At 54.1% G+C, this 25,297-nt stretch carries 35 protein-coding genes; 28 read left to right on the top strand and 7 right to left on the bottom strand.

The window, feature by feature from the left end; all coding sequences use genetic code 11:
• Window positions 1–5: 5 nt before the first annotated feature.
• From Dpoa569_RS06980 to Dpoa569_RS06965, 4 genes are all read right to left on the bottom strand, one after another.
• Window positions 6–890, bottom strand: coding sequence for a BRCT domain-containing protein (locus Dpoa569_RS06980; protein WP_042871345.1), 885 nt, complete (start codon window positions 888–890; stop codon window positions 6–8).
• A gap of 98 nt (window positions 891–988) precedes the next feature.
• The gene (locus tag Dpoa569_RS06975; protein WP_050569463.1) at window positions 989–2,167 is read right to left on the bottom strand and encodes a BRCT domain-containing protein; all 1,179 of its coding nucleotides are present in this window, start codon (window positions 2,165–2,167) and stop codon (window positions 989–991) included.
• 79 nt (window positions 2,168–2,246) lie between these two features.
• Window positions 2,247–2,858 carry a membrane protein gene (locus Dpoa569_RS06970; RefSeq protein WP_042871348.1) on the bottom strand — a complete coding sequence of 204 codons (612 nt, stop codon included), beginning with the start codon at window positions 2,856–2,858 and terminating at the stop codon, window positions 2,247–2,249.
• 15 nt (window positions 2,859–2,873) lie between these two features.
• Window positions 2,874–3,290 (bottom strand): helix-turn-helix domain-containing protein, encoded by a 417-nt coding sequence (locus Dpoa569_RS06965; RefSeq protein ID WP_042871350.1) that lies wholly within the window; start codon window positions 3,288–3,290, stop codon window positions 2,874–2,876.
• 260 nt (window positions 3,291–3,550) lie between these two features.
• Between Dpoa569_RS06965 and Dpoa569_RS06960 the strand changes: the two genes are divergently transcribed.
• The 11 genes from Dpoa569_RS06960 to Dpoa569_RS06915 all read left to right on the top strand — a co-directional run bounded on the left by Dpoa569_RS06960 (window position 3,551) and on the right by Dpoa569_RS06915 (window position 10,458).
• Complete coding sequence (locus Dpoa569_RS06960; RefSeq protein ID WP_016940947.1) at window positions 3,551–3,763, top strand: hypothetical protein; 213 nt, start codon at window positions 3,551–3,553, stop codon at window positions 3,761–3,763.
• A gap of 226 nt (window positions 3,764–3,989) precedes the next feature.
• A complete protein-coding gene (locus tag Dpoa569_RS19430) occupies window positions 3,990–4,199 on the top strand; it encodes a phage filamentation protein Fil family protein (protein ID WP_071604314.1) in 210 nt (69 codons plus the stop codon).
• A gap of 4 nt (window positions 4,200–4,203) precedes the next feature.
• A complete protein-coding gene (locus Dpoa569_RS06955; protein ID WP_016940948.1) occupies window positions 4,204–4,545 on the top strand; it encodes a DUF5347 family protein in 342 nt (113 codons plus the stop codon).
• 64 nt (window positions 4,546–4,609) lie between these two features.
• Window positions 4,610–4,840 carry a DUF2732 family protein gene (locus Dpoa569_RS06950; protein ID WP_042871357.1) on the top strand — a complete coding sequence of 77 codons (231 nt, stop codon included), beginning with the start codon at window positions 4,610–4,612 and terminating at the stop codon, window positions 4,838–4,840.
• Window positions 4,840–5,064 carry a TraR/DksA family transcriptional regulator gene (locus Dpoa569_RS06945; RefSeq protein WP_042871360.1) on the top strand — a complete coding sequence of 75 codons (225 nt, stop codon included), beginning with the start codon at window positions 4,840–4,842 and terminating at the stop codon, window positions 5,062–5,064. The genes Dpoa569_RS06950 and Dpoa569_RS06945 overlap by 1 nt, the downstream gene beginning before the upstream one ends.
• Window positions 5,065–5,069: 5 nt before the next feature.
• Window positions 5,070–6,017, top strand: a complete 948-nt coding sequence (locus Dpoa569_RS06940) for a DNA adenine methylase (RefSeq protein ID WP_227983193.1) — start codon at window positions 5,070–5,072, stop codon at window positions 6,015–6,017.
• Window positions 6,018–8,564 (top strand): replication endonuclease, encoded by a 2,547-nt coding sequence (locus Dpoa569_RS06935; RefSeq protein WP_042871364.1) that lies wholly within the window; start codon window positions 6,018–6,020, stop codon window positions 8,562–8,564. It abuts the gene before it with no gap.
• A gap of 259 nt (window positions 8,565–8,823) precedes the next feature.
• Complete coding sequence (locus tag Dpoa569_RS19530) at window positions 8,824–8,979, top strand: ClpX C4-type zinc finger protein (protein WP_227983191.1); 156 nt, start codon at window positions 8,824–8,826, stop codon at window positions 8,977–8,979.
• Window positions 8,979–9,656: a DNA adenine methylase gene (locus Dpoa569_RS06925; RefSeq protein WP_042871367.1), complete on the top strand. Its 678-nt coding sequence runs from the start codon at window positions 8,979–8,981 to the stop codon at window positions 9,654–9,656. The genes Dpoa569_RS19530 and Dpoa569_RS06925 overlap by 1 nt, the downstream gene beginning before the upstream one ends.
• Window positions 9,657–9,758: 102 nt before the next feature.
• Complete coding sequence (locus tag Dpoa569_RS06920) at window positions 9,759–10,019, top strand: type II toxin-antitoxin system RelE family toxin (protein WP_042871369.1); 261 nt, start codon at window positions 9,759–9,761, stop codon at window positions 10,017–10,019.
• Window positions 10,020–10,089: 70 nt separating this feature from the next.
• Window positions 10,090–10,458, top strand: a complete 369-nt coding sequence (locus Dpoa569_RS06915; protein WP_042871370.1) for a helix-turn-helix domain-containing protein — start codon at window positions 10,090–10,092, stop codon at window positions 10,456–10,458.
• Between the two features lie 452 nt (window positions 10,459–10,910).
• Here Dpoa569_RS06915 and Dpoa569_RS06910 read toward each other — a convergent pair whose 3' ends face one another.
• Both Dpoa569_RS06910 and Dpoa569_RS06905 read right to left on the bottom strand, forming a co-directional pair.
• Complete coding sequence (locus Dpoa569_RS06910; RefSeq protein ID WP_042871372.1) at window positions 10,911–11,963, bottom strand: phage portal protein; 1,053 nt, start codon at window positions 11,961–11,963, stop codon at window positions 10,911–10,913.
• A complete protein-coding gene (locus Dpoa569_RS06905; protein ID WP_042871374.1) occupies window positions 11,963–13,690 on the bottom strand; it encodes a terminase large subunit domain-containing protein in 1,728 nt (575 codons plus the stop codon). Before Dpoa569_RS06905 ends, Dpoa569_RS06910 begins: the two co-directional genes overlap by 1 nt.
• A 158-nt stretch (window positions 13,691–13,848) precedes the next feature.
• On the opposite strand from Dpoa569_RS06905, the gene Dpoa569_RS06900 reads away from it, so the two are divergent.
• The 17 genes from Dpoa569_RS06900 (at window position 13,849) to Dpoa569_RS06820 (ending at window position 24,757) form a co-directional block, all read left to right on the top strand.
• Window positions 13,849–14,688 carry a GPO family capsid scaffolding protein gene (locus Dpoa569_RS06900; protein ID WP_042871376.1) on the top strand — a complete coding sequence of 280 codons (840 nt, stop codon included), beginning with the start codon at window positions 13,849–13,851 and terminating at the stop codon, window positions 14,686–14,688.
• Window positions 14,689–14,713: 25 nt separating this feature from the next.
• Window positions 14,714–15,769 carry a phage major capsid protein, P2 family gene (locus tag Dpoa569_RS06895; RefSeq protein ID WP_042871377.1) on the top strand — a complete coding sequence of 352 codons (1,056 nt, stop codon included), beginning with the start codon at window positions 14,714–14,716 and terminating at the stop codon, window positions 15,767–15,769.
• Window positions 15,770–15,812: 43 nt separating this feature from the next.
• Window positions 15,813–16,679, top strand: a complete 867-nt coding sequence (gene gpM, locus Dpoa569_RS06890; protein WP_042871379.1) for a phage terminase small subunit — start codon at window positions 15,813–15,815, stop codon at window positions 16,677–16,679.
• Window positions 16,680–16,777: 98 nt separating this feature from the next.
• Complete coding sequence (locus tag Dpoa569_RS06885; RefSeq protein WP_042871381.1) at window positions 16,778–17,269, top strand: head completion/stabilization protein; 492 nt, start codon at window positions 16,778–16,780, stop codon at window positions 17,267–17,269.
• Window positions 17,269–17,469 (top strand): tail protein X, encoded by a 201-nt coding sequence (locus tag Dpoa569_RS06880; RefSeq protein ID WP_016940961.1) that lies wholly within the window; start codon window positions 17,269–17,271, stop codon window positions 17,467–17,469. Before Dpoa569_RS06885 ends, Dpoa569_RS06880 begins: the two co-directional genes overlap by 1 nt.
• Entirely contained in the window at window positions 17,460–17,762 is a 303-nt protein-coding gene (locus Dpoa569_RS06875; RefSeq protein ID WP_016940962.1) for an HP1 family phage holin, read from the top strand. Before Dpoa569_RS06880 ends, Dpoa569_RS06875 begins: the two co-directional genes overlap by 10 nt.
• Window positions 17,746–18,291 (top strand): lysozyme, encoded by a 546-nt coding sequence (locus Dpoa569_RS06870; protein WP_042871383.1) that lies wholly within the window; start codon window positions 17,746–17,748, stop codon window positions 18,289–18,291. The genes Dpoa569_RS06875 and Dpoa569_RS06870 overlap by 17 nt, the downstream gene beginning before the upstream one ends.
• Entirely contained in the window at window positions 18,288–18,722 is a 435-nt protein-coding gene (locus Dpoa569_RS06865) for a DUF2570 domain-containing protein (protein WP_042871386.1), read from the top strand. Before Dpoa569_RS06870 ends, Dpoa569_RS06865 begins: the two co-directional genes overlap by 4 nt.
• Window positions 18,625–18,828, top strand: a complete 204-nt coding sequence (lysC, locus tag Dpoa569_RS19865; protein ID WP_456073104.1) for an Rz1-like lysis system protein LysC — start codon at window positions 18,625–18,627, stop codon at window positions 18,826–18,828. The genes Dpoa569_RS06865 and lysC overlap by 98 nt, the downstream gene beginning before the upstream one ends.
• Before the next feature lie 10 nt (window positions 18,829–18,838).
• The gene (locus tag Dpoa569_RS06860) at window positions 18,839–19,297 is read left to right on the top strand and encodes a phage tail protein (RefSeq protein ID WP_038906363.1); all 459 of its coding nucleotides are present in this window, start codon (window positions 18,839–18,841) and stop codon (window positions 19,295–19,297) included.
• Complete coding sequence (locus Dpoa569_RS06855) at window positions 19,294–19,932, top strand: phage virion morphogenesis protein (RefSeq protein ID WP_042871395.1); 639 nt, start codon at window positions 19,294–19,296, stop codon at window positions 19,930–19,932. The genes Dpoa569_RS06860 and Dpoa569_RS06855 overlap by 4 nt, the downstream gene beginning before the upstream one ends.
• Window positions 19,929–20,510, top strand: a complete 582-nt coding sequence (locus tag Dpoa569_RS06850; RefSeq protein ID WP_042871398.1) for a phage baseplate assembly protein V — start codon at window positions 19,929–19,931, stop codon at window positions 20,508–20,510. Before Dpoa569_RS06855 ends, Dpoa569_RS06850 begins: the two co-directional genes overlap by 4 nt.
• Entirely contained in the window at window positions 20,507–20,875 is a 369-nt protein-coding gene (locus tag Dpoa569_RS06845; protein WP_042871400.1) for a GPW/gp25 family protein, read from the top strand. Before Dpoa569_RS06850 ends, Dpoa569_RS06845 begins: the two co-directional genes overlap by 4 nt.
• Complete coding sequence (locus tag Dpoa569_RS06840) at window positions 20,862–21,758, top strand: baseplate assembly protein (RefSeq protein ID WP_042871403.1); 897 nt, start codon at window positions 20,862–20,864, stop codon at window positions 21,756–21,758. The genes Dpoa569_RS06845 and Dpoa569_RS06840 overlap by 14 nt, the downstream gene beginning before the upstream one ends.
• The gene (locus Dpoa569_RS06835; protein WP_042871406.1) at window positions 21,751–22,359 is read left to right on the top strand and encodes a phage tail protein I; all 609 of its coding nucleotides are present in this window, start codon (window positions 21,751–21,753) and stop codon (window positions 22,357–22,359) included. Before Dpoa569_RS06840 ends, Dpoa569_RS06835 begins: the two co-directional genes overlap by 8 nt.
• The gene (locus Dpoa569_RS19800; RefSeq protein WP_407643804.1) at window positions 22,356–24,134 is read left to right on the top strand and encodes a phage tail-collar fiber domain-containing protein; all 1,779 of its coding nucleotides are present in this window, start codon (window positions 22,356–22,358) and stop codon (window positions 24,132–24,134) included. Before Dpoa569_RS06835 ends, Dpoa569_RS19800 begins: the two co-directional genes overlap by 4 nt.
• A complete protein-coding gene (locus tag Dpoa569_RS06820; protein WP_042871408.1) occupies window positions 24,134–24,757 on the top strand; it encodes a tail fiber assembly protein in 624 nt (207 codons plus the stop codon). The genes Dpoa569_RS19800 and Dpoa569_RS06820 overlap by 1 nt, the downstream gene beginning before the upstream one ends.
• Before the next feature lie 28 nt (window positions 24,758–24,785).
• Here the strand turns inward: Dpoa569_RS06820 and Dpoa569_RS06815 are convergent, their stop codons facing one another.
• Window positions 24,786–25,295, bottom strand: a complete 510-nt coding sequence (locus Dpoa569_RS06815; RefSeq protein WP_042871410.1) for a phage tail protein — start codon at window positions 25,293–25,295, stop codon at window positions 24,786–24,788.
• Between the last annotated feature and the right edge of the window lie 2 nt (window positions 25,296–25,297).

Below are 25,297 nucleotides of genomic sequence, written 5' to 3'. Positions count from 1 at the left end.
TAATATTATCCAGTAAAGCTCTGCCATTGTTCTTCACTGATTATTTTCAGTGGAATGCCGCGATTATCCCGGTAGTCTATTGCTTTTTCGATTTTCCGACCGTGAGCCTGATATCTCCAATGTTTACAACTCAATGTACCAATAATAAGAAAATCAAGTTTTGCTGTTATATTATCAATCACCTTCCCGCCTGCATCTTCAATCAGTTTTTTACACACTGATCTTTTTCCATAAAGGAATTCACCTGTCAGACAAACTGTTGCATTGGAAAGAACTAAGCTCTCTATATCATCCACTGGTAAGCGAGTTGCCAGCCCATCCACTACACCGGAATCGACATCACTTCCGGTAAAAGCGATTAACGCTTTTTTCAATTCATCACGTTCTTCTGATGTAATGATCCCATCGGCAAGAATCCGGTTAACCAATGCGTATAACTCTTTTCCAGGGTAATTAACTTTGAGCGAAGCATTAGATGATAGCCACCAATTTAAGTATCTTATTTCTGAATCATTAAGCTCATGATTCGCCATCATTCCTTTACATAGGCCTTCCAATAAATGCTTGTCCGCTTCATCAGAGTACAAATCAAGCTCAGGTAAATCAGACAGCTCTTTTTGCACCTTGATCAAATCAGCTTTCAAATAATTCAATTCATACGGCTCAATAACGCCATCAGACAATATATCGGAAAGTCTATTTGAAATCATCCGCACACAATAGTTTTTGCTGATTAAATCAGCATCTTTTATCCATGTATCAAGAAACAAAACTTCTTTCTCATCTATATGACCATCACAGTTTATGCCCTCAATGATATTGATAAGGTTAATAATTAATTTATCTTTATTCCTTTTATAGTTAAAAAAATCTAGTTTTTCATCTGCCATGAGGTTTTCCTTTGGTATTAATTATAATTTCAAAGTCAACTTATAACTACATTCCCAACCGGGAAATTACTTACTCAGAACAATATTGGCAAATGTTTCTAGTTACCACCAAATAAATTTACACGCACTGGTTTTTTTCCTTCATCCTTCTTCCAGTAGTAGCCTGACTGAAGTAATGAGATAAGTTCGTCCTGAGTTATTTTTATCGTATCAAACAGGTCAATTTTACTTCTATCAATACTAGGTTTGAATATATCCAGTGTTATTTTGCCCGGATCATAACTCTGACTTTCTATCATGATTGGCAGGTTGGTTAACTTTTTAGGCGTTAGTTGGTGATATGGAATAAAATCACCTGAAAAGAAACCATCAATAGTTGCAACCGGATCATAACCAGAAAAACACTCATATTTGACTTGTAGTACAACAGCATCTGGTATTTTTAAAAATTCACTCCACTCACTATAACCCAGTTTATCACTATAAAAGACATCACCTCTACCGAAAGAAAAAGAACTACCTTGCGTCCAATCCTCATATTGATGCTTATTAAAAACAAATTTAGTTAATTTTATATCTAGTGCATCACGGTGGGATTCTCTTATTGCAAAGCGCCAACCAGAGGCATAACCATCAACAAAACGAGCAATAAGGGCTGTGCTCCTGCGCGGTTCTCTGATAGTTCGAAATGTTGAAGTTACTTCATTGTGCAAATTTTCTATTTTTTCATGTATATCTTTTTCGTCAGATTCATAAGCCTCTGTCGATTCTATTGGAATCTCGCCTGTGTCAATAAATAACAAGAATTGATCTTTGGACAGAATAAAGCAGTTTTTCTCATTTGCCTGTTTTATTTTCTTCCATCCAGCATTAGGGCCACAACACAGGAAATATAATTTGGCTGTAATCCCTTTTCTGACTGACAGTCCTTTCTTTTCTGCGAGTGACTCTAGATCATCTTTAATCTCTTTAGAAAAACCTGTAAAACAAATCTCCAAACCACGAGGAGTATTTTTCTCACGTCGATCTTCAATCTTGAGATCTGCGATAGTTAAAGGACTAGCGGCAGAAATCATTTCTTCATTTGAAGAGTAAACATCCAGTACTCTTTCAAGTTTGAAGGTTCTAAAACCTTTCTTGTTGATGCAATACCCTTGAAGATAATTATCTTTATATACTGCATCGGAAACGTAATTATTAGACACCTCATTATTAGCATTAATATAAGTAAAGAATATTTCTTTCTCGTTTTTTGAAATCCATTCTTCAAATGTCATAAAAAGCCCTTCTATAAATAGCTATTTGATTTATCTATCTTTAGAGTTGAGATATTTTTTATGTTACTTATCGATACGTCTAACGAAAAAAAATAGCGCCCATAATTATTCCAGCAGTAAACACTGCACTGAAAATCAATGGTTCTGCTTTAAGTACATCTTGCCAGCTCTGGCGAGTATTAGGCGTGGTTTGACCGGGAACGGCCGAACACTGACGATCATCCAACCATGAAAGCGCCTGCTGGAGCTGCGATCGGGTCAGTTCAGTTAATCGTCCAGTACCGAAATGAATATGGCAGTAATGAATTAATTGCTGCCGCTGTTCTACCTGCTGAGTGTTCTTCAACAGCAGATGCACCAGCGCATTACTGGCATCTTTTTCCCGATATCTGTCGCGCAACGCCTGAAGATAACTGACCGCCGTTTGATACTGGTTGACCGTCATATCCTCAATGCTTTTGACGCCAATTTCAGCGTGAACGCGCTGCCACACTGAAAACCCCTCTTCATAGCCGCCGTCAGCAATTTCTTTTACCAGTTGGTTTAACTGCTTACGCTGCGCGGGAACCAGTGGGCGTTTTTCTTCATTGGCCGCCGGAATGGCGATATTGATCTTATCGACCGTGATGCTGCTTTCGTAAAAATCCCGCCCGGCTACCCGGTTTTCATTTCCATGAGATTCAACACTCATTCCTGGAGCGTTCCCTTATTTTTTGTTTTCGTGATAGTCCCTGCCAGCAACACGCTGGCCGCTACCGGTTATGTTTATTGATCCTGCTGATGCGGAACTGCCTGCCGTTAATGCGGCCAGTGCAGCGGCTTTAACCGCCAACGGCGCAACACGATAAATTTTTATCAGTTCTAATTCATCGTTAGATATGTCACCGAGATCAGGCGTCCGCTTTCCGGTAAGAATATACGAAACATCCATACCATACCGAGCACTGAGAAGAGCTAGAGTCACTCCGTCTGGAGCGGTTTCCCCTCTCTCATACTTGCCCCAAGTCCTTGTTGTCGTGCCTAGCTCTTCGGCAATCGCACTTTGACTTTTACCAATCGTTTCCCGCTCTTCGCGCAAACGCTCTCCAATAAGGAATAAAAATTCCTCTTTCGATGTTGACATAGGAAGTTTTCTTCACTAGATTGTGTTGAACAGGAACTTAGTGGATCACAACATACCATTATGACACAAGAAAATCATGATCAGCGGTCGCGTTTACCGCGGGGGATTGCATCGCGCAACCCTACTCCCATGAGGCTTTCCGAAGATGAACGCGCCAGGCTGGCCGCGTTGGCTGAAAAAGAAAGCCGTTCCCTCTCCAGCATGGCGAGACTGGTTTTTCTCCGGGGGCTGGAGTCGTTTAACGCTGAAGGATAGGCGATATGAGTAAAGGATTAACCATCAATATCAATGTCCCGACGCCGTATGTTTCTCTCAGGAAATACTCAGAATTAACGGGTATCCCCTTTGAAACTTGTCGGGGCATGGTAAAAAGCGGAAAAATCATTATCCGGCCAAAAGAAAAAGCAAACGAGAAAGTAGAGGTGAATCTCGTTGCTATGCTGCGCGATGCCATTGCCAGCAGTGAAATATAAAGGAGCCACATGGAGAATAAAAAATCAGGCCACCAATACGCAATAACACAATTAAGCAAACACACAAATGTATATCGGGGCTTCTCGATTATTAAATGCCCGCGAACAACATTAAACCCGATTACCCGATATCGTGTTAGTCAGGCTGGGCAATCTTACGGTTTATTTGATGCGCTGGCATTAGCCACCGGTTATATCGATAACCTTTACACAGTGAGGCGATAATATGATTTCCATAGCTCGTCTATTAACTTCTCAGTCACCATCACCAGTAATACCTAGTCAGGGTAAAGGCTGGCTGGAACTGCCAAACGGCCAACGCGTTAAGCCGTCCGTTAATCAGGTCTATTTCGCACCCTGGAGCCAAAAGCCCTACATGCCAGCGCCTAAGCAAAAGCGCCGCTGGTTTTCCCGCCTCATGGGTATTGCGGCGTAGCGTCATGGCTAATACCGAACCCGCTCGCGCCATTCCGCTGAGTATCGCGGAAAGAACAGACGGGCTAAACCACATAGCAATGCTGCGAGGGAAACACTTCAAGACAAACAGTGAGAAAGAAATGTGCCGCTTTATTGATGATATGCGGGACAAGATTGATGACGATTACCATAAGAATATGCGCGTACTGTCGGCAATATTTGAATTAGCGGATATTGATAAGGAACGGCATCACCTGAAATTTAATGAACTGACCACTGACGAGAAAGAAAGGCTGATTAAAGCAATGAATAAGCTCCGCGCAGTTGTGAGTTTATTCCCCAAAAACTTAATTCTTCCACTGTAATAAAAAACCCATTTTTAGGCGTAAACCCGCCGGGCTTTCTATTACCTGAAAAAAGGAAACCGCAATGAAAAATGCCGAAGTAACCCACATCACTGTCGCCGCTGATGGCGCACTGGCTGAGCTGCTGAAAAAAGCCAGACTGGAGGAACGCAAAGACCAGCATTTGTCCTTCTCTGTGCGCCTTGCCGCGCTGGCTATCCATGCCCAGCAAAAAAGCCTGTCTGCCGCCGAAGTGGTGGAGCTGATGCGCCAGGAATCAGAACGTTTTGAGCACTCCGTTCAGGGGTTGAGCTGATGGACTCCATGGACATGGCTCAGGAACGCGAAGCGTTCATCCGTGAAACACAAATCCAACAGGCCCGGCAACAGTCGGGCTGTGCCGTTTCTGCATTCATCTGTGAAAGCTGTGACGCCCCTATCCCTGAAGCCCGTCGCGTGGCCGTTCCGGGTGTGCGTCTGTGCGTGTACTGCCAGGGCGATGCAGAACTTAAAAACAAACACTATCGGGGTGCTTTATGAGCATTATTGCCACACCGCTGAAATGGGTCGGCAGCAAGGCCCGCGTGATGGATATCCTGCGCGAACATTTACCGGCTGGTGATCGTCTGGTTGAGCCGTTCGCCGGGTCGTGCTCGGTCATGATGAATACCGATTACCCGGAATACCTGATTGCTGACATCAACCCTGACCTGATTAACCTGTATCAGGTCATCAAAGAGGATTTGAAGGAGTTTATTGATACTGCAGAAGGTCTGTTTCGCACGGCGAATACAGCAGAAAGCTATTACCGCTTCCGTCAGGTATTTAACCGCAGCAAAGAGAATCGCACCACCTCAGCGGCACTGTTTCTTTATCTGAACCGGCACGGTTACCGGGGCGTTTGTCGCTATAACCGCGCCGGTGGGTTTAACGTTCCTTACGGGCATTATGCATCGCCTTATTTTCCATTGGCCGAGATTCATGCATTTGCCGAAAAAGCCCGCCGTGCAAAATTCATCTGTGCTGCGTTTGGCGAAACATTGCAACTGATCCGCCCCGGCGATGTGGTGTATTGCGATCCGCCATACATCCCGCAAACACCAACAGCCAGCTTCACCAGTTATCACACCGATGGTTTTACCCACAATGATCAGTATGACCTGTGCAGCGAGTTATCGCGCCTGTCCGAGCGCGGAATCCCTGTCATCGCATCAAACAGCGACACTCACCATGCACACAGCCTTTACCACCGGTTTGATATCTGCCGCTTCACCGCGCCGCGTAGCGTCGGTGTTGCGGCTGGGGAGAGCAAGCAGGCCGGGGAAATCATTGCTAAGCGTCTGCCGATTCCTGCCGCCCGAAGCCTGTCGAAAGTTTGCGACGGGTGCGGCTATGAAGGTGGTGGGCACTGCCCTGACTGTGGGCCAGTTATGGGTGATGCCACCTATCAGGAAATGGTGGCATCCGGCGCGTTGGATGCGGAGCCGTTCTGAATGCCTGAACAGTGGGCCTACCCTTGGAACGCTCCACGCCCGGCGATCTCCGCACCGTCGGGCGTGGCTGATCTTCGCCCTTCTCTACTCGTTACCGATGCTGAACCGCATCCCACTGTCACACGGCATCTGAGCCGGATGGTTAAACGCGCTCTGGCTGCGCCAGGTGATGACCTGAATCTTAATCAAGCCGTAGCACAGTTGGAGCACTGGGAGCCGAACGGCACTCAGTTGCATATCCGGCGCGGTCTGGCGGAAATAGTGCGCCGGGATCATCAGGAAGCGGTCAGCGGTTGGATGAAAACGCCGGAAGGCGTAGAAGCCCGCTTGCACGAACAACCGTTTTTTATCCGTGACGTTTACCGCCAAAAAATCGAATGGCTACGTGCAAACCGCGAGCCGCGACACATCAGCGCCTTTTTCATGGGAACCGTGAAAAAAGCCCTGCTGCGTCTGGATGCTGTGCGCGCACAGCAAGGTGTGCGTGATGGCTTTGCATCGGAACTGGCGGCCTATTGGGGGCCGCGCTGGGTGCATCTGGCAGAGTTTACCAGGCATGAGGTGATCAATGCCGCGCATACCCTTGCGACCGCCATCGCCGAAATGTTTGAAACAGAGTGCGGCCACACATCACCGGAAGACATGACCGACAATAAAATTCAGTGGCTGTATCGCCATTTGGGGTACGAACTGCTGGCATTGCGTGTAACGCCACCATGCTGGGGGTTGGTTATCGGCGATGAACAAGCCCGGCACCGCATCTATTCCGCCATTTTACGCATCACTTCACCTGAATGGTGGGGGCGGAAACTGTGGCGACTGCGTTGTGAATGGCGGGAAAATCAGTTTCGCGCCATCGGTGTGATCCACAAAAAACGAATGCCGTATGTCAGCCTTGATGCCCTCAACCAGTGGCAAGAGCAGCGCCGCAAGAATCGCGCTTTTTTCCAGACACATGAACTGGTTGATGAAGATGGCAACATCACATCTCTGGAAAACATGGTGTACGGCAGTATCAGTAACCCGGCTATCCGCCGTCATGAACTAATGACCCGTATGGCTGGCGTTGAAATGGTGGCAATCGCGCGGGGTGATGAAGGTGTTTTCCTTACTATCACCTGCCCGTCGCGTTACCACGCTAACATCCAGAACGGTCATCAAAATCCTAAATGGGATCATGCCTCTCCCCGTCAGGGGCAGCGGTATTTGTGCCGCACCTGGGCGCGTGCCATGTCTGCGTTGAATCGTCGTGGCTTGCGCCCTTATGGCTTTCGCGTTGCCGAGCCGCACCACGATGCCACCCCGCACTGGCATGTGTTGCTGTTTATGCCACCTGCCGACAGAAAGGCCATCACTGATATCTTGCGTGAATATTTTATTACTGAAGACCGTGCGGAGCTGGGGCGCAACACCGGCGCACGATTCAAGGCTAAAAAGCTCGATCCAAGAAAAGGCAGCGCTACGGCTTACGTGGCGAAGTACATCAGTAAAAATATCGACGGTTACGCGCTGGATGGCGAGCTGGATAACGAAACCGGCAAGCCATTACGCGAAACGGCAAAGTTTGCGATGGCCTGGGCATCACAACATAACATCCGACAGTTTCAGCCGTTCGGTCTGCCGCCGGTAACGGTATGGCGTGAACTGCGTCGCCTGGCAAACCAACTTACCGCAGCCCAGAAAGAAAGCGGCACGTTTAAACGCGGGGCCGCGCAGCTTGTTGACCCGGCAATGGATGCGGTGCTGGCATCGGCTGACGCCGGTTGTTTTGCCACATACATCGAAAAACAAGGCGGCGTGTTGATCCCACGCGAGCGCTACACCGTGCGCATTGCCTATGAAGATGCTGACGAACAAAACACCTACGGCGAGACACCGGAAAAAATCTTCGGTGTGTTCTCTCCACGTCTGGGGGCGATATCCCGTATCTGCACCCGGTTAATCAAATGGAAAATCCGCAAGAAGCAGTCCGCTGACGATGGTGCCAGCATTGGCACCGGGAGTGGTTTGGCCGTTACGTCGCCAACCGGCGACGCTTGGAGTTCTGTCAATAACTCTACGGGCGATGAAAAAACAGCCATTCCGGCAGGTATAGACGGGGATGACTATGGTAGCTGTGAAGCGCCAGATGGAGAGCCTGGCGATACATCCGCTCAAACCTTCGCCGACTTCGAGCGCATGACAGACCCGGAACGCCGGGCGCTGCTGTCCAGGTTGCGAACACAACCGACGGATCGGCGGAATAATCAACACTCGTCCACTACTCAACGGAACACATCGGCTGAAAAACAGGTGGTTGGCAAACTGCCGGACGAGTGGCGAGCCAGTATTGCCGATTTCGCCCGCTCAATCGGCTGGGATATCAACACCGGTGAGTTGCAGCGACTTGCGGCAGGCAATGCGATCACATTTGCCGATCATTCCTATGTCGCCAGTACTGATGGTTGCCTGTACCGCACGCAGACGAGAAAGCAAAAAGAAACGGAATATCAGGATAAAGCAACGGCATTGCTGCAACGCATCGCCGTGTTACGTGATGTTTCATAGTCATAACCGGCTGTGCTGGCCAGAGTCAAAACGACTGCGCTGCAGTACAGATAAAAACATCTATGTGGTACCACAAGGGGGAGTTATGGCAATGCCAGCAGGTAAAGAAGTGCCTAAATACACAATTAAAGAACTGAAATTAATGGGTGTTTCATCGCGATTACAGACCATCATGATCAATGAAAATTTAACACCAGGTGAGCTTGTAGGGTGTGCTGAATCTGTCAGGAATGGCTACCAAGCTTTGAAATGTGAAGGGATGACCGCTGTTGACGGTGAATTACGGTGCTCATTCTGTAATGTACCGAGGGCTGAAGCTAAGAAACTCGTCGTCGGGCTGGGGAATGTATGTATCTGTGATAAGTGCGTTTGGCTTTGTGTCGGAATACTCAAACCAGATACGGAGGCAAAATAATGGGCTATCTGGGGAGTAAGGCCGCGGCTGGCGCATATCAGAAAATTATCGCGGCGATGCCTCCGCATGATACGTACATAGAAACGCACCTGGGCGGCGGCGCAGTGATGTTGAGAAAGCCGCCGACATTGCGGAACGTCGGGATAGATATCGATGAAGACGCATTGAAAAATTTCGCGTTTACGCACAAGTTAGCAAACGTCAACCTGGTGCGCCGTGATGCGGTGGAATATCTGAGTATGTTCGACTTTTCTCGCGCGGGCCGAGTACTGATTTATGCAGATCCGCCCTATCTGCCCGAAACCCGCACCAGTCGGAACAGTTACCGCTACGAATACACCGCCGATGACCACCGGGCATTAATCGCCAAGCTGCGACGTGTCCCGGCCAGCGTGATGGTTTCAGGCTACCCTTCCGCGCTTTATGATGAACTGTTGTATGACTGGCGCGCTATTGAGTTTCAGGTGATGACGCGTGGCGGTGTCAGGACGGAAAAGCTATGGATGAATTATCCAGAGAGCGCGGCATATAGCGCGTCGTTTGCGGGGCAAGACTATATCGATCGGCAACGCATCAAACGCAAGGCGGAGCGTTGGGCAGCAAAGTATCGGGCAATGCCCCCGGCTGAACGGTTAGCAATAATGGCCGAAATAATGAAAATAGACGGCGAGGCATAAGATGATTAGATTTTTAATTAGACAATTATTGCATTAATTAGATAAATATCTTATTATCAGTTCATCCCAAGCGGATATGCTCTTTAAAAACCGAGGAAACAGATGGTAAAGGTAATCTGGACAAGGAAAGCGTTGAAACAACGTTCAACGATAGACCGAAGATATCAGGACACCATTAGTGAGAAAGTCGCCGAGTTGGAGAATTTTCCCGCTGTCAAACTCGATATTACCGCGTTGAAAGGTGAGGCCGGTAAATTTAGGTTACGCGTGGGAGATTACAGAGTTATTTTCGAGATCATTAAGGGTGAACCTGTTGTTTGCGAGGTGCAGGCGGTCAAGCGCAGAACCTCAACAACTTACTGACTATCAGGCGGGGTAGCCCGCCAGTTTCCTTATGACATACACCGCGACTCACTGACACCCGGATGAAATTATGTCAAAACTACAATTTATCAATGACGTGAACGGCAAGCCTCAGTTTGTAGTGCTGCCAATCGGCGAATATGAAAAGTTGATGTCTGATAGCGATGCAGGCTATGAAGAGATCCCTTATCTTGCTGATGAGCATGATAACGAAACCGTGCCTAACGACGTGGTAGAAATCATGTTTCGTGACGATATCAGCCTGCTCGCTGCGTGGCGTGTTTATCGTGGGCTGTCTCAGTACGATGTCGCTGAAAGGCTGGGTACAACACAATCAGCAGTTTCGCAGTGGGAAGCGAAAGATTCGCGACCGCAAAAGAAAACCCGTCAGAAGCTTGCTGAACTGTATGGATGCCGTCCTGAACAGATGATTTTGTAAATTTATAACCTTCTCTGAAACCTGCTTCGGCAGGTTTTTTTTGCCCCAAATGCGCCGCACAAACCCGCACAATTTTGCACAACTTTTTTGATGCTATTTTTCCCCTTTCCGCCCGGTACGCACGCGCGCCGGGCCGGTTTCTGCACTTGCACAAAAAATGAAGCGAAAGCAGCGCGCAGGTGACGGGGGAACAGCCCCCGCGATGGGGGTAGGTAGGGATCCCCTTTGATGTGCCAAATCTGGCACATTTCCCGGCCTACTGCGTGCGTATTTCCGTTCGGGAGACACGGCGCGGCATCCGGTGAGAGCGCCCGATAGCGTAGCGCTGAGGCGGTTTTATGCGGGTGGATAATTGTGGCGTTAGCCGTTGATCTGAAAAGGGATTGCGTGCAGGTGACGTGAAAGTTTTTGAATAAAAACCGCCGCGTGAGTGCGACGGCAGTGGCGGGATATCACTCGGTTTTCAACAGGGCGTAAGGGTTAAAGCGGATCACCTCCATCCCCAGCCAGTCATTCACATGCTTCAGTGCTTCCATCACCGGCATCAGTTCGTTGATGGCGAACACCCGCGCGGCCTTCTCCACATCGCCAAAGGAGCCGTTGCCTTCCGGCATAGCGCCCATCAGTTGCGGCGGTACACGGTGCGCTGCCAGAATGTCATCGCGCGTCACCGATTTGATATTCAGGAATTCATCTTTGGCAGATATCTGGCTGAAGGGAATAATCTGTACCCCTTTTTCACCGCCGCCCGGCGCATGTAACAGCAGGTTTTTAAACGCGCCTTTACCGCGCGCTTCTTTGAGCGTTTTCTTCACATTATCCATGCTTTCGGTATCCACCTGGGATGCGCCGATGTAGATAATGCACCCGGCGTGCGAACCGTTGTCATAGTAGAGCTTGCGGAACATATCGGCAGAGTGTGACAGGCTGGCCGACAGCAACGCGCCCATGTACTCCGGCATACCGTAGATCTCCTGGTGAATATCCGGGTTGATGACGTGGCACACGCTGTCGGTATCAAACGTGTGTTCATCTTTCCACTGCCGGATAAACCAATAGGTATCCAGATCGCTGCCGCGCCGGGTGTACTTGGCCGGAACGTGACGCAGGGCCAGCACGCCGCCCAGCCGGTTGACCCGTCGTTCAAGATAACCGTTGCCGAAAACAAACCAGTCGAGCACGAAGGCGGAGAACGCCTGACGCGACAATAACGGGTGCGGGATAAAGCACCCGGTCAGCGCATTGCGTTTGAAGTACAGCGCGGACTGGTGCCATGACGCACTACCAAACGCGCGAGCCAGCCCGTACCAGTCCACCGGGGTGTCGTAATAACGGCCATTGTCGGCGCAATACATATTATCCAGCAGGTCATGGCCATCCCTGACCGGATAGGGGCCGTCAAAGGTAAACGCGCTCAGCCCCGGATCGCTTTTCAGGGCCGCGGCCATATCTGGCTGACTAGCGGTAACCACCCGGCGTGTGCCGGTTTTATCTTTTCTTTTCATCAGAACTCCATCGCAAAGCCACCACCGCCCTGCTCCTGGCCGAGTGGTTCATTGATGACGGCCAGCATGGTTGCCCAGGCCAGATCGCCATGATTAGAGCCGCGTGCGCGGTCGGTGTCGTAAGTCATGATGCCGCCTGGCGTCTTGACACGCCGCACGGCGTTGAACGCGTTGATCAGTGCCTGCTCGCTGCGGTCGTATTCCCAGCGACCAGCACGAATGACCTGAAGCATTTTCAGCACTAGGGCGCGTTTGGATGACACCGACATCAGGAAGCACACCGCCGCCGGGAAGAATTTCTTAACAATCTGGTAGACCGCTTCACCGATACCGGTGCCATCGATGGCGATATGCTGCACGTTGTATTTGAAGGTCAGTGCCTCGATAACCTTCGCCTGCTCTTCGAACTCCAGGCCACGTATCTGCTGGGTTTCGATGGTGCGGAATTTGCCGCCCGCCACCAGTGGCGGTACCACCACTGAGATCGCGCCGCTGTCGCCGTTACCGCTACTGCCGTTGGCGTCATAACCAACCCAGACGCCGCGATCAGCCATCGGGCGTGACGCGAAAGGTTTCCAGTCCGGCCACTCGTCGTAACCGTCGGCACCGCAGCTAAATAACAGGTTGAGGTTAAAGGCGGACTCACCATCACGGACGAACTCGCAGCCGTACAGGTTGTTGTATTCATCCGGGTTGTTTTCGTCGCGGATTTCTTCCAGGTCGGTGTATTCCCAGCCGTGATCGATGACATCCTGTAGCGTCACAATCTGACGCCAGGTTTTATCCGGGCATAGCAAACCGCTATTGAGTGCTTTCCATGACACATCAAACGCGACCTTTTGCGCCTTACTGCGCTTCTCATTCCAGCGTGCGCCTGTCCAGAACGGGTAGGCTTCATGGGTTTCACTCGATGGGGTGGAAAAGTAGGTGCGCGTCAACCCCTTCAGGGTCGCCATCGCCCCGGCCACCTTGCGCAAGTTGGCAAAGTTACTGACCCAGAAAAATTCATCGAAATACAGGTTGCCGGTGTAGGACTGCGCCGTCGCGGCAGACGTCCCCAGAAAATGCAGCTCAGCCCCGTTGCTCAGGACGATTTTGTCGCCGCCTTTTAGTTCGACGTCCACCTCTTCCGCCACCTTCTGGATAAAGCCCCGGAACTGGTGTGCCTGACGGCGCGAGGCAGAAAGAAAAATCTGGTGGCGCTGATAAGGGTAAGCCACGTCATCACGCAGCGCCCGCAATAACGCTTCACGGGCAAAATACCAGGTGGCACCAATCTGGCGTGACTTCAGGATCATGCGATTTCGGTGGTGACGTTGCTCATACCAGCCGTTTTGATGCCAGGCCAGTGAGTCGAGAATGTTGGTTCGCAACGCGGAAATCTGTTCGTCAGAAAAGTGATTTTTCACCTTGCGCTGGCGGGGTTTCTTGCCGCCTGCGGCATTGCCCGGCTGGCCGTCATTCAGCGTTTTCAACTGCCGGGTCAGCGCGTCCATTTCCTTCAGGTCGCCACCGGTTTTAGTCGGCTTCTGGGCCAACTGGCACAACCGTGCATCGATAGAATGCGTCACGCGCTGGATAGGCGGCGTCTCGTCCCATTCGTCGCGCTTTTTCCAGGCATACACCGTGTTTTGATTAATCCCCATCAGGCGCGAAATTTCCGCTGGCGGGTAGCCCTGCCAGTAAAGCTGTTTTGCTCGCTGCCGTACAAATGCGTCCTGAATCATGCGCGGTTTCCCCCTTTGCCGGGAAGATTACCCCGCGCGCGATCCGCCTTTCGCTCACTTTCGGCTCTGGCCCTCCGCCGACAACAAAACAGCGTTGAGACAGGGAGTTAGGCTCTGCAATCATGATGTCACAGATACCACAGGACAGGACTACAGGCATGAGCGGTACAGCTAAACCGACCCGCAAAAAATTCCGGGTTGCCGTCTCCGGCTCCACCGTTGACGGGCGTGAAATCGGACGCGACCACCTCTATGCAATGGCGGAAAGCTACAACCCGCAGGTATACGGTGCCCGCGTTAACGTTGAGCATATTCTTTCTCCCTATCCGGGCAGTGATTTCAGTGCGATGGGTGATGTTATTGCGCTAAGCGCGGAAGACATCACCGACGGCCCGCTAAAAGGCCGTGCCGCGTTGTATGCGGAAATCGAACCCACCGAGCGAATGAAGCAGCTCACCGGCGAAGGGAAGAAGATTTATTCCAGTATCGAAATCGACCCGCAGTTTGCCGCGACCGGCAAGCCGTATCTGCGCGGCCTGGCGATGACGGATACCCCGGCCAGCCTGGGCACCGATCGCCTGAAATTCGCCGCACAACAACGGGCACAGGTGCAGGCATTCAACAATCTGCCCGGTGAGCCGGTCATGTTCACCGAAGCGATGGAAGCGGAGCTGGTCGAGCTGTCCGAACAGCACAGCGACGAGGGGAAGCAATGGTTTTCCCGCGTGATGGGGATTATCGGCAAAGGCCGTAAATCGGACAGTGAGCAGTTTAACCAGATGCGTGAGGCGGTGGAAAACGTTGCCCAGTCCCATGCTGACCTGCTGGACAGTTTCAACACGTTGAAAACCCAACAACAGCAGGACAGCCGAACCATTCAGACGCTGACCAGCGAACTGGCCGCACTCACGCAAAAGCTGGCGACGCAGGATAACAGTTACAGCCAGCGCCCAGCAGCCAGCGGCGGCAACAGCGGCGCGCAACTGGCTGACTTTTAAGTACCGTTAAGCGAGACAAGCGAACATGGAAAACACGACCCGTAACCTTTTTGATCAGTATATTTCACGTCAGGCGCAGCTTAACGGGGTGCAGCCGAATGCCGTGGCGATGACCTTCAGCGTCGAACCGGCCATCCAGCAGCGTATGGAGCAGGCCGCACAGGAAAGCGATGAATTCCTGAAACAGATTAACGTGTTTGGCGTGAAGGATCAGGAAGGTCAGAAAATCCTGATCGGTAGCAAAGGGCCGATTGCCAGCACCAACAACAGCAGCGACGGCACGTCCCGCCGCAATCCGACTGACAACCATTCTAAAGAGCCTAACGACTATCATTGCCGTAAGGTGAATTATGACTCGGCAGTCAGCTACCCGCAGTTGGATGTCTGGGCATCACAGCCTAACTTTCAGGCGCTGATCAGCCAGGCCAATGCGCGGCAAATCGGCCTTGACCGCATCATGATCGGTTTCAACGGTACCACCTATGCCGAGAAATCCAACCGTAGCGCCAATCCGCTGTTGCAGGATTGCGGTGTCGGCTGGCTGCAAAAAATCCGCAACGATGCGGGGCACCGCATTATCAAAAACGTCACGCTGACCGCCCGCGACGAAGACAACAAGATTGTCACCAAAGGCACCTACGGCAACCTCGACACCGCTGTGTTTGACGCCAAAAACAGCCTGCTGGATCCGTGGCATCGCAGGGCACCGGATCTGGTGGTGATCATGGCGTCCGACCTGCTGACGTCCAGCAACTTTCCGCGCCTTAATGCACTGAGCCAGAGCAACCCCAATACCGAGTTGCTGGCCGGTCAGTTGATTGTCAGTCAGGAGCGTGTGGGCGGTCTGCCGACCTTCCTGGCACCGTACTTCCCGTCCAACGCGGTGCTGATCACCTCGTTCAAGAATCTGTCGGTGTACTACCTGTTGGGGGCGCTGCGCCGCAGCATCGTGGAAGAACCGGAGTACAACCGGGTCGCCACCTACCAGTCGTCCAACGATGATTTTGTGGTGGAGGACTACGGCAAGGTCGCCCTGATCGACGGGATTCAGTTTGCGCAGGCAGCAGTCGACGGCCAGTAACAGCCAGGCGGGGTAACACCCCGCCCCAACCGGAGAACACACCATGCTGACACCGGCACAACGACATTTTCAGCGGGTCATGGCCGAGCGCCGGGGCCAGGCGGACACCGAAACGGTGGTGTCACGCACTGCCCATGAGCAAATCCTTCACCGTCTGCGCCTGCATCAGGCCACGCTGAAACAGGTGCAATCTGATGCGACCAAAGCAGAGATGAAAAAAGCCATGCTGCCGGAATATGACGGCTGGATTGATGGCACGCTGGAAGGCGACAGCGGCCGACAGGATGAAGTGATCGTCACCCTGATGGTATGGGCGATTGACTGCCAGGATAGCGCACTGACACTGAGGCTGGGGCGTTACGTCGTTAAGCATGGCCTGTCTTTGCCTGCCGACAAGTTCCGCCGCGATGCGGTAACGGTACTGGCTGAGGAAGTGAGCAACCCGGTGTTGACGCTGGCAACCACCGATGCAGATGCCGACCTGAGCGGGTATACCGCCGTGCTGGATGAAGTGGCCGCGATTGTGGATGGCAAAGACATGCCGGATGAAGTGCGCGCCAAGTTGTGCAAAGCCCGCGCCTTCTCACGCCGTGCGGCAGTGGATGCACAAACCAAAGCTGAGGCACTGACACTGTTCCGGGAAGCGATGGCCCGCAATCCGAACGCGGGAGTGAAACGGGAGATCGCCACCCTGACGCGGGAGCTGAAAAAGCTCATGCCGGGCAGCAGTAACGAGCCGGAAGACGGCCCACCCGGCGACGATGAAACGACCACGGAGACACCGCCTGCGGCTTCAGCCGACGCCACGCAGCCAGCGGTAAAAAAAGCCGCCGTGCGTAACACCACGGCGCGGAAAACCACACGGCCGACGGGCAAAAGTAAAGCCGCCCGTCAGTCTGCCAAACGTTAACGACTTCGGCCCCGTCCGACAGGCGGCGCGCCGGGTGATCTGCCCGTATACGGTCTTTTTGCCCGGTGCCCACCGCCTGACTTTTGGGAGAGTTGAGCATGAGCCTGGTAGCTCAAAAACGTGTCAGCGACAGCGGTGACGTACCGGAGATTGACGACGGCGCGGCGGCAGTCAGCACCGGGGCGTTCTGGCCGGTGATCGTCCTGCGTGATCTGCGCCTGGCCGCCCGCATCACCGGCGGTATCACCACCACCCGCCTGATGCACGTCACCACGGAAGCGGTGGTGCATGTGACTGACCAGCTGGCGAGCTGGCAGCAGACGCAACAGGCCACCGGATATGCCGCACTGGCGGACGTTCCGGCCGGACAGGTCAACGGCGAAAGTATCAAGGTGTACCGCTTCAGGCGTGCGGTTTATGCCATCGCCCGTGCGCTGTTGCTGGAGGGATACCGCGATGTGGATACCACGGCCAAAGGCGACAAGGCAACAGACACCTTTGATAACCAGCGTGACGATTTATGGCGTGATGCGCGCTGGAGCATCGCCGATATACGCGGTGCCCAGCGGCTTTTTGCGGAGTTGTGCTGATGGTGGTCCGGGCGCTTCAGGGCGATACGGTGGACTTGCTCTGTTATCGCCATTACGGCACATCCGCCGGTGTCACCGAGCAGGTGATCGCCGCCAATCCGGGGTTAAGCCGCCAGATGTTTCTGGCAGCCGGGCAGGCTATCACGCTGCCTGATATTCCCCGTCAGACAGAACAGGAAACGGTGCAGTTATGGGATTAAACGATCTTCAGCGCCTCAATGATGGGGTGACCTATGGCCTGTCCGTGATGGTGACCGGCATCGGGGTGATGACCGTCAGTGAAAAAGTTGCGCTGGCGGGCCTGGTTATCGGTGTTGTCACCGCGTGGCGTGCCTGGTTGTTCCGGCGTCGTATCGAGCGCGCACAGCGACGCCGCAATGAACTGATTGAACAGATTTTACAGCAGTCCGAGCGCCGCACGCTGAATACATCGGAACGCCGTGCGGTGGCTATTTTGCATCAGGGTGACGTTGACGATGAAAACCGCGATTAAACGCTGTTCGATTGCGCTGATTGTGGCGCTCGGCGTCACGCTGTCCCCCGGCACCCTGCGCACGTCGCCGGAAGCACAGCAGAAAACGGCCAGTTGGGAAGACTGCCGGGCGTCGTCGTATTACTGCCCCGCCGGTGTGCTGACGGTGGGCATTGGTTCTACCGGTAACGTGCAAAACCGGGCGTACAGCAATGACGAGATCGCCCGCCGCTGGGTCAACGATATGCAGCGAGCAGAGAACTGCGTCAACGGTAATTTTAATGGTGCTGCCATGCCGCAATCGGCGTTCGAAGCCATGACCGACACGGCGTTTAACCTCGGTTGCAGTGGCCTGATGTGGTTTACCAACCGGCAGGGCAGCAAGCAGCGTACCACCATCTGGAAACATGCGCAGGCGCACGAATGGCCTGCAATGTGTGAGCGGCTGACCGATTTTGTCAACAGCGGCGGCCAGCGCTCCACCGGGCTGGTCAATCGTCGCAGCGACTTTAAAGCCTGGTGCCTGCGTGATCTGGCGGGTGTGCCATGAAGCTGACCGCCACCCTTGCCGTGCTGCTGGTGCTGGCCGTCAGTGGTGTGCTCTGGCAAACCTACCAACGCGGCATTGACCGGGCACATACCGAGGCACTGACCGACAGCGCTCAACAACAGCGCGAGCTGTTAACCGAATTTCGGGCACTGGCCGACGATGCCAGAAACGTGCTGGCACAGGTGCGCGAGCGTGAGCAACAACGTTATGCCGAAGGGGAAGAACGCCGTGAAAAGATGCGTGAGGGGATGCAGCCCGATACGTGCGCTAACACTGTGGTGCCTGTTGCTGTCAGCGACAGCCTGCAAAAACGCGCCGCCGTCCAGCGTGCAGATACTGCACGACCCGGTACCGCCCAGCCTGACGGCACCCACACCGACGCCCGTACTGAAAACACCGGTGACCTGGGGCGCGGTCGCGCTTTGGAGTGATCAGCTGTTGGATGCGCTGGACACCTGCAATGCAGACAAGGCCGCCATCAACGATTTATACCTGCGTCGTCTTCAGCGCCTGAAGGACGCCGCCGCCACACCATAGGGGAATGCTCATGCTGAAAACCGATTCGCTGCGTGATGCGCTGACGGCATCCAATACCTGGTGCCGGGCCAACCCGGAAGCCTTCACGGTATTTGTGGAAGAAGGCGGTATTGAAACCACCGGGGAAACGCCGTCGTTTCTGTACCGCTACTCGCTGGTGCTGTTTGTGATGAACTTCACCGGTGATATCGACGATTTCACCTTACCGTTAATGGCCTGGCTGTGGCAGAACCAGCCCGACCTGTTGCTGAACCCGCAAAAGAACCGCGAGGTGAAATTCACCACGCTTATCAACAACGACGACAGCGCCGATATTCTGTTTGAAATCCCGGTGCGCGAGCGGGTTAAGGTCACGCGGGACGATAACGGCATCCTGCGTGCCGAACACCTGCCTGAGCCTCGTCCGCGCCTCACCGGCGGGGTATGGGATGCGGTGCTTGACGATGCCACCGGGGAGACAGCGACATGACGGATAAACTGTTTCACGCACTGGATCAGGTGTTTGATGACATCCTTTCCGGCCTGTCACCCGCCGGGCGGCTGAAAACAGCCCGTCAGGTCGGGCAGGCACTACGCCGCAGTCAGCAGCAGCGCATCAGGGCGCAGAGGAACCCGGACGGCTCGGCCTATGCGACCCGCCGCCGCAAGGTGTTGCGCTCGCAGCAGGGAATGATTTTTGTCTGGGAAGGTCAGGTGCGCCACCTGAAAAACTGGCACGGTGGCCGGGGAAAACACGGCCGCACGATCACCGGCTTTGATGAAGACCGCAACGCCATCCGCACGTTTTACCGCAGTGATATTGAGCGTTATATCGAGATCAACACGCAGGCAGTGCGCCGCACGACCAGCAAGACAACCCCGATGTTTCAGCGCCTGCGCGGTTATCGTTTTCTCAAAATGCAGGCCGATACCGAAGGGGCCAGCGTCGGCTTTGATGGTATCGCCGCCCGTATCGCTCGCGTGCATCAGTATGGCGAGCGTGACAAGGTCGGGCCGGGTGCCTTTGCCCGCTACCCGGTGCGCGAACTGCTGGGGATCTCCCCGGCTGATGAGCGACTGATCCATGAAACGGTGATCAACAGTCTGGGGAGTGCCGCCACATGAGTGCTGAACTGATGCGATTACTGGAAAACCTGTTGCGTGTCGGCGTTGTCACGGCGGTTGACCCGGAAAGCTGGCGAGTGCGCGTTAAGAGCGGTGAATTGCTCACCGACTGGCTACGCTGGAACACCACACGCGCCGGGGCGTTTAACGTCTGGTTCCCGCCTGCTGTCGGGGAACAGGTGTTGCTGGGGTGCCTTGGCGGTAACCCGGAAACCGCCGTGATTCTCGGTAGCCTTTTCAGCGAGGCCCACCCGGCACCGGGCAGCAGCCTGAAGGAAATTGTGATCACCGCGCCGGACGGTGCCCGGTTTCGGTATGACGCCGTGGCCGGTGCGCTGGAAGCCACCGGCATGAAAACCGTCAACGTGGTGGCCTCGGTCAGCGTCACACTGAGCACGCCGGTGGTGGAATGCACTCAGCACCTGAAGGCCCGCACCGTCGAGATCACCCACGGCGGCACCCTGGCCGGTAACGTGGCGCATTCTGGCGGCGCGATGACCTCTAACGGCGTTCAGGTGGATAGCCATCGCCACGGTGGCATTCAGCCCGGCGGTAGCTGGACGAGTGGCACACAATGACCGCGACCTATACCGGCATGAATCCGCATGGTACCGGCACCCTGACCGATGCAGATCAGCTCTGGCAGTCAGTGCGCGACATTCTGACTACGCCGCTGGCATCCAGGGTGATGCGCCGGGATTACGGCAGCCTGATCCCTGACCTGTTGGATGCGCCGCAGAACGCTGTGACGCGGCTTCAGTTGATGAGTGCTGCCGTTATCGCCCTGACGCGCTGGGAGCCGCGTATCTCGCTGAATGCCGTCGATATTCGTTATTCAGCATCGGGAACGGTGGAAGCGGAGTTATCAGGGTTGATTACCGAAACGATGCAGGCGGCCAGCTCTACCCTTACGCTCAGGAGTCACGGTGATGGCGACGGTTGATTTATCGCAGTTACCCCAGCCGCAGATCATTGAAGTGCTGGACTTCGAAGTCATCCTTCAGGACGTGAAAGCGGTGATGATTACCGCCTTTCCGGCCGCTCAGCAGGCGTCTGTGACCGCTGCGCTGTCGCTGGAGTCCGAGCCGTTAACCGTGATAGCGCAGGTGATCGCCTACCGGGAAATGATGCTACGCCAGCGGATTAACGAAGGCGCGGAAGCCTGCCTGCTTAGTCATGCCGTGTCATCCGATTTGGATAATCTGGCGGCCAACCTGAACACCCAGCGACTAACCATTACCGAAGCGACTGACACCGCCGATGCCGTGATGGAAGGTGACAGCGCGCTACGTTTACGGGCGCAGGCAGCTTTTGACGGGCTGAGCGTGGCGGGGCCAACCGGTGCGTATGAGTATTTCGCCAAAAGTGCCAGCGGCAAGGTAGCGGATGCCAAGGCGATCAGCCCGTCCCCGGCGGTAGTGGTGGTGTCGGTGTTATCCACCGAGGGTGATGGCAGCGCTTCGGCTGACTTGCTGGCGGCTGTCGATGCCGCGCTGTCCACCGATGATAAACGCCCGGTTGGTGACCGCCTGACGGTGCAAAGCGCCGGGATTGTGCGCTATGCCATTACGGCGGTGTTGTACCGCTATCCGGGGCCGGAATCGGAGCCGATCCAGCAGGCCGCACAGCAGGCGTTAACGTCATGGCTCGGTACGCAGGGGCGCATCGGGCGCGATGTGGCTCGCTCGGCCATCATGGCGGCGCTGCATGTGCAAGGGGTGCAACGCGTTGAACTGCTGGAACCGGCGCAGGACATCGTGATCAGCGACACGCAGGCGGCGTACTGCACCGGGTTCACGGTCACCGAGGGCGGCAGCGATGAGTAACAGTCTGCTACCCCCATCAGCCAGCGACTTTATGCGCAACGTCGCTAACTCCACCCTGCGCCTGAGTGAGATAGCGGTCTGTCTGGATACGTTATGGGACGCTGAGCGCTGCCCGGCACAATTACTGCCGTACCTCGCCTGGGCGCTGTCGGTTGATCGCTGGGATAAACGCTGGTCAGAACAGACCAAGCGCCAGGTGATCAAGGCGGCCTGGCTGGTACACCGCCAGAAGGGCACCCTCGCGGCATTGCGCCGGGTAGTGGAGCCGTTCGGCTATCTGATTCGGATCACGGAGTGGTGGCAGACCGGCGGCCAGCCGGGCACCTTCCGGCTGGATATCGGCGTGCAGGATGCTGGCATCACTGAGGAAACCTATCTGGAGCTGGAGCGCCTGATTGCCGACGCCAAACCGGTAAGTCGCCACTTGCTGGGGCTAAATATCGTTATGGACTGCGCGGGTGATATCCCGCTGGCTGCTGGTCAGTACAGTGGCGATGCACTTACCGTTTACCCCTACTTTCCCGAAACCATTACGATCAGCGGCGCTGACAAGTGCGGCGGTGCGATACATCTTTCTGATAACGTGAGCGTGAATGCATGACGACAAAATATTTTGCCTTGCTGACAAACACCGGCGCGGCACTGCTGGCGAACGCCACCGCGCTGGGACGGCAACTATCGATTACACAAATGGCGCTTGGCGATGGCAGCGGCACGTTGCCAACTCCCGACCCGGCGCAAACAAAACTGGTGAATGAGCGCCGCCGGGCACCACTTAATTCGCTGAATGTTGACCCGGCAAACCCCGGTCAGATCATCGCTGAGCAGGTGATCCCAGAAGATGAAGGCGGCTGGTGGATACGTGAGATCGGCCTGTACGACGCCAATGGCAATCTGATTGCCGTCGCCAACTGCCCGGAAACCTACAAGCCGAAATTACAGGAAGGCTCTGGCCGGGTGCAGACGGTGCGCATGATTTTGATTGTCAGCAGCACTGACGCGGTAACGCTGAAAATCGACCCGTCGGTGGTGCTGGCAACGCGTAAGTCGGTTGATGACAAGGCGGTTGAGGCGAAAGCCCATGCCGATGGGACGATGGCCAGCCATGTGAATGACGCGAATCCGCATAAGCAGTATGCGCCGATTGCAAGCCCGGCGCTGACGGGGGTGCCTACCGCGCCAACAGTAAATTCCGGGAATAACTCATCCCAGTTAGCGACAACCGCATTTGTGCATAACGCGATCGCTGATAACGCCTTCGCGCTGGATTTTACGAGCAGGGCGACTGGATGGGATGTGCCGTGGGATGCCAAAAGCGGATTCTATGAGGCCTATTTAGGGTCGTATTCACAGGCCGTGTTGCATTTTCACGGCTCAGCGTCGAGTTGTACCGCCCTTCAGTTTGCTGCGCGTTACGGTAACGGTGGGCTGAGTTATCGGACGTCCCGCGATGACAAGGGTTTTGAGCATGACTGGGAGCAGATTTACACCACCGGATTCAGGCCATCACCTGCGGATATTGGGGCGCTCTCTGTTGCCGAGTTTAATCAGTCAATTAAATCGTATGCGCCGATTGCAAGCCCGGCGCTGACGGGAGTGCCTACCGCGCCAACAGTAAATTCCGGGAATAACTCATCCCAGTTAGCGACAACTGCATTTGTGCATAACGCGCTCACTGATAACGCCTTTGTACTGGATTTTACGGGTACAGTGCAGAATTTCGATGTGCCGTGGGATGCCAAAAGCGGGTTTTATAAGGCAGATGTCGGGTCACATACAGATGCTGTTTTGCATTTTCACGGACCAGATGCGAGTTGTAGTGCCCTTCAGTTTGCTGCGCATTACGGTAACGGTGGGTTGAGTTATCGGACGTCCCGCGATAGCAGGGGCTTTGAGCATGACTGGGAGCAGATTTACACCACCGGATTCAGGCCATCGCCTGCGGATATTGGGGCTATTTCTGTATCTGAGCTAACCGGCATCCCACTGCCGTGGCCGCAAGTGACCGCCCCGTCGGGCTGGCTGAAATGTAACGGCCAAGCGTTTGATAAAAACCGCTATCCACGGCTGGCGCAGGTCTACCCATCGGGTGTGCTGCCGGATCTGCGCGGCGAATTTATTCGCGGCTGGGATGATGGGCGTGGGGTGGATGCGGGTCGAGCGATACTGAGCGCACAGACTCAATCGATACAGTTGCATACGCATGATGGTGGAATAACTGGACCAGCAACCGGGGTAATCGAAGGGTACGGAGACGGCTCTAGCGGCGGTGCTCCCGGCGTTGACAACTACAATCCTGCGGCAACTGGCGCCGCGGGAGGCGCAGAAACCCGACCCAGAAATATCGCATTCAACTACATCGTGAGAGCTGCATAATGAGTGAGAAATATTCTGTTGCTGTACAGAGTGCCCGCATGGGAAAAAGTGGGTTGGCAGAATGCGCAGGATGGCTGACTGTTTATCACGTTGATCAGCAGACGCGTGAATATACTGGCGCGAGTTATGAATACATGATGGTCGGCACGGGGTTACCAGCCGATAGTTATGCTGACACGCCTGATCTGCCAGCTGCGGGGCAAGCTTTACGGCGTAGCGCTGATGGTGCGGGATGGGAGCATGTACCGGACCTGCGCGGCAAAACGGCGTACCGCACGGCGGATGGTCAACCGCAGACAGTGACAGCTCTCGGTGAATTGCCTGACGGGTTGACGCTGTTTTCCCCCTCGACTGCATTCGATAAATGGAATGGCGAAATCTGGGTAACTGATGTTGCAGCCCAACACGCCGCAGCCGTGGCCGCAGCGCAGCAGGAACAGGCGGCACGAAAAGCAACAGCAACGGCGCGGATCACTGAACTGAGTTACGCCGTGGAACTGGGGATAGCAACTGACGTAGAGCAAGCGGCGCTGAAGACGTGGAAAACCTATCTGGTGCAATTAAGCCGCATTGATACATCCGCCGCCACAGATATCGACTGGCCGGAAATCCCTTCTACCTGATCTGCCCGGCCCTGCTTCGACAGGGCCGTTAAACCAGCCCTTTCAACGTGTTGACGGTGTCCGTCATGGCTGTGCTGACGGTGTTCATCGCTTTGGTTGCACTGCTGCGCGCGTTGTCCATCATGTCGCTAAAGGATGAAGATTGCAGCTTTTCCCGCAGGTCTTCATCACAGCGCTGAAAGCTCAGCGAAAACTCAATCTTCTTTGCCTTTCCGTAGCGATTCAGCTCTGTGCGCGTGGTCTGCATACCAGTCAGCACGTACATACCGTAAATCTGCCCGGTACCGTCAATCAACGGCCAGGGGCGGCCACTGTAGGCTTGCGTAGTCAGCGCGGTTAACGACACCTCGCCGCCGGTAATTTCCGGGTACAGCACACCGCTCAGTGTAATCTGATCTTCACCGGCACCGATGTATTGCCATTTCGCAGAGCGGTTAATCCGCTCATTCTTCACATGCCGCCAGGCACGCGACTGCTGAAGCTGCTGGTAAGGCAGCGTTTGCAGCTCAAACACAAACAACCCGTATACCATCATCATCG

This window comes from Dickeya poaceiphila, from assembly GCF_007858975.2.
Classification (GTDB): domain Bacteria; phylum Pseudomonadota; class Gammaproteobacteria; order Enterobacterales; family Enterobacteriaceae; genus Dickeya; species Dickeya poaceiphila.
This window is presented reverse-complemented; position numbering and strand designations above follow the sequence as displayed.